Origin of the sequence: Streptococcus mitis, from assembly GCF_047465045.1 — a bacterium.
Classification (GTDB): domain Bacteria; phylum Bacillota; class Bacilli; order Lactobacillales; family Streptococcaceae; genus Streptococcus; species Streptococcus mitis_DT.
The window spans coordinates 1-4051 of the sequence record NZ_JASHAR010000037.1; the positions used below are offsets into that span (position 1 = coordinate 1).

Consider the following 4051-nt stretch of genomic DNA (forward strand, 5'->3'; position numbering starts at 1 on the left):
TAAAGCTAAGCGACTTCCATATCTCACAGGGGGCAACCCCCAACTACTTCCGGCGTTCTAGGGCTTAACTTCTGTGTTCGGCATGGGTACAGGTGTATCTCCTAGGCTATCGTCACTTAACTCTGAGTAATACCTACTCAAAATTGAATATCTATTCAAATTAAGAAAACCTTATGCTTTCATATTCTCAGTTACTTTGGATAAGTCCTCGAGCTATTAGTATTAGTCCGCTACATGTGTCGCCACACTTCCACTTCTAACCTATCTACCTGATCATCTCTCAGGGCTCTTACTGATATATAATCATGGGAAATCTCATCTTGAGGTGGGTTTCACACTTAGATGCTTTCAGCGTTTATCCCTTCCCTACATAGCTACCCAGCGATGCCTTTGGCAAGACAACTGGTACACCAGCGGTAAGTCCACTCTGGTCCTCTCGTACTAGGAGCAGATCCTCTCAAATTTCCTACGCCCGCGACGGATAGGGACCGAACTGTCTCACGACGTTCTGAACCCAGCTCGCGTGCCGCTTTAATGGGCGAACAGCCCAACCCTTGGGACCGACTACAGCCCCAGGATGCGACGAGCCGACATCGAGGTGCCAAACCTCCCCGTCGATGTGAACTCTTGGGGGAGATAAGCCTGTTATCCCCAGGGTAGCTTTTATCCGTTGAGCGATGGCCCTTCCATACGGAACCACCGGATCACTAAGCCCGACTTTCGTCCCTGCTCGAGTTGTAGCTCTCGCAGTCAAGCTCCCTTATACCTTTACACTCTGCGAATGATTTCCAACCATTCTGAGGGAACCTTTGGGCGCCTCCGTTACCTTTTAGGAGGCGACCGCCCCAGTCAAACTGCCCGTCAGACACTGTCTCCGATAGGGATCACCTATCCGGGTTAGAGTGGCCATAACACAAGGGTAGTATCCCAACATCGTCTCCTTCGAAACTGGCGTCCCGATCTCATAGACTCCTACCTATCCTGTACATGTGGTACAGACACTCAATATCAAACTGCAGTAAAGCTCCATGGGGTCTTTCCGTCCTGTCGCGGGTAACCTGCATCTTCACAGGTACTAAAATTTCACCGAGTCTCTCGTTGAGACAGTGCCCAAATCATTACGCCTTTCGTGCGGGTCGGAACTTACCCGACAAGGAATTTCGCTACCTTAGGACCGTTATAGTTACGGCCGCCGTTTACTGGGGCTTCAATTCATACCTTCGCTTACGCTAAGCACTCCTCTTAACCTTCCAGCACCGGGCAGGCGTCACCCCCTATACATCATCTTACGATTTAGCAGAGAGCTGTGTTTTTGATAAACAGTTGCTTGGGCCTATTCACTGCGGCTGACTTAAAGTCAGCACCCCTTCTCCCGAAGTTACGGGGTCATTTTGCCGAGTTCCTTAACGAGAGTTCTCTCGCTCACCTGAGGCTACTCGCCTCGACTACCTGTGTCGGTTTGCGGTACGGGTAGAGTATGTTTAAACGCTAGAAGCTTTTCTTGGCAGTGTGACGTCACTAACTTCGCTACTAAACTTCGCTCCCCATCACAGCTCAATGTTACAGATATAAGCATTTGACTCCTATCACACCTCACTGCTTAGACAGACACTTCCAATCGTCTGCTTTAGTTAGCCTACTGCGTCCCTCCATCACTACATACTCTAGTACAGGAATATCAACCTGTTGTCCATCGGATACACCTTTCGGTCTCTCCTTAGGTCCCGACTAACCCAGGGCGGACGAGCCTTCCCCTGGAAACCTTAGTCTTACGGTGGACAGGATTCTCACCTGTCTTTCGCTACTCATACCGGCATTCTCACTTCTATGCGTTCCAGCACTCCTCACGGTATACCTTCATCACACATAGAACGCTCTCCTACCATACCTATAAAGGTATCCACAGCTTCGGTAAATTGTTTTAGCCCCGGTACATTTTCGGCGCAGGGTCACTCGACTAGTGAGCTATTACGCACTCTTTGAATGAATAGCTGCTTCTAAGCTAACATCCTAGTTGTCTGTGCAACCCCACATCCTTTTCCACTTAACAATTATTTTGGGACCTTAGCTGGTGGTCTGGGCTGTTTCCCTTTCGACTACGGATCTTAGCACTCGCAGTCTGACTGCCGACCATAATTCATTGGCATTCGGAGTTTATCTGAGATTGGTAATCCGGGATGGACCCCTCACCCAAACAGTGCTCTACCTCCAAGAATCTCTAATGTCGACGCTAGCCCTAAAGCTATTTCGGAGAGAACCAGCTATCTCCAAGTTCGTTTGGAATTTCTCCGCTACCCACAAGTCATCCAAGCACTTTTCAACGTGCCCTGGTTCGGTCCTCCAGTGCGTCTTACCGCACCTTCAACCTGCTCATGGGTAGGTCACATGGTTTCGGGTCTACGTCATGATACTAATCCGCCCTATTCAGACTCGGTTTCCCTACGGCTCCGTCTCTTCAACTTAACCTCGCATCATAACGTAACTCGCCGGTTCATTCTACAAAAGGCACGCTCTCACCCATTAACGGGCTCGAACTTGTTGTAGGCACACGGTTTCAGGTTCTATTTCACTCCCCTCCCGGGGTGCTTTTCACCTTTCCCTCACGGTACTGGTTCACTATCGGTCACTAGGGAGTATTTAGGGTTGGGAGATGGTCCTCCCAGATTCCGACGGGATTTCTCGTGTCCCGCCGTACTCAGGATACTGCTAGGTACAAAGACTATTTTAAATACGAGGCTATTACTCTCTTTGGCTGATCTTCCCAAATCATTCTTCTATAATCTTTGAGTCCACATTGCAGTCCTACAACCCCGAAGAGTAAACTCTTCGGTTTGCCCTTCTGCCGTTTCGCTCGCCGCTACTAAGGCAATCGCTTTTGCTTTCTCTTCCTGCAGCTACTTAGATGTTTCAGTTCACTGCGTCTTCCTCCTCACATCCTTAACAGATGCGGGTAACAGGTAGTACCTGTTGGGTTCCCCCATTCGGAAATCCCTGGATCATCGCTTACTTACAGCTACCCAAGGCATATCGTCGTTTGTCACGTCCTTCTTCGGCTCCTAGTGCCAAGGCATCCACCGTGCGCCCTTATTAACTTAACCTTATTTTTCTGACCTTTCAGTCATAAACTCTTATTAATACTACAGCGTTTTCGGTTTATTTTCTTGTTACTATTTGATATAGATATTCAATTTTCAATGTGCATTACTTGGTGATCTCTCACCAATGGAGCCTAGCGGGATCGAACCGCTGACCTCCTGCGTGCAAAGCAGGCGCTCTCCCAGCTGAGCTAAGGCCCCACAAGACCTCTCAAGACTAAACAAGACCAATGCGCAGTTCCTTATCCTTAGAAAGGAGGTGATCCAGCCGCACCTTCCGATACGGCTACCTTGTTACGACTTCACCCCAATCATCTATCCCACCTTAGGCGGCTGGCTCCTTACGGTTACCTCACCGACTTCGGGTGTTACAAACTCTCGTGGTGTGACGGGCGGTGTGTACAAGGCCCGGGAACGTATTCACCGCGGCGTGCTGATCCGCGATTACTAGCGATTCCGACTTCATGTAGGCGAGTTGCAGCCTACAATCCGAACTGAGACTGGCTTTAAGAGATTAGCTTGCCGTCACCGGCTTGCGACTCGTTGTACCAGCCATTGTAGCACGTGTGTAGCCCAGGTCATAAGGGGCATGATGATTTGACGTCATCCCCACCTTCCTCCGGTTTATTACCGGCAGTCTCGCTAGAGTGCCCAACTGAATGATGGCAACTAACAATAGGGGTTGCGCTCGTTGCGGGACTTAACCCAACATCTCACGACACGAGCTGACGACAACCATGCACCACCTGTCACCTCTGTCCCGAAGGAAAACTCTATCTCTAGAGCGGTCAGAGGGATGTCAAGACCTGGTAAGGTTCTTCGCGTTGCTTCGAATTAAACCACATGCTCCACCGCTTGTGCGGGCCCCCGTCAATTCCTTTGAGTTTCAACCTTGCGGTCGTACTCCCCAGGCGGAGTGCTTAATGCGTTAGCTGCGGCACTAAACCCCGGAAAGG

The 4051-nt window shown here is 49.9% G+C and carries 1 tRNA gene and 3 rRNA genes; all 4 read right to left on the reverse strand.

Going from position 1 to position 4051, the window contains the following annotated elements:
* Window positions 1–4: 4 nt before the first annotated feature.
* A 5S ribosomal RNA gene (gene rrf, locus QM409_RS10630) occupies window positions 5–120 on the reverse strand.
* A gap of 76 nt (window positions 121–196) precedes the next feature.
* Window positions 197–3098, reverse strand: a 23S ribosomal RNA gene (locus QM409_RS10635).
* Between the two features lie 125 nt (window positions 3099–3223).
* Window positions 3224–3296, reverse strand: a tRNA-Ala gene (locus tag QM409_RS10640).
* A gap of 51 nt (window positions 3297–3347) precedes the next feature.
* Window positions 3348–4051: ribosomal RNA gene (locus QM409_RS10645) — 16S ribosomal RNA — on the reverse strand; the annotation flags it as partial.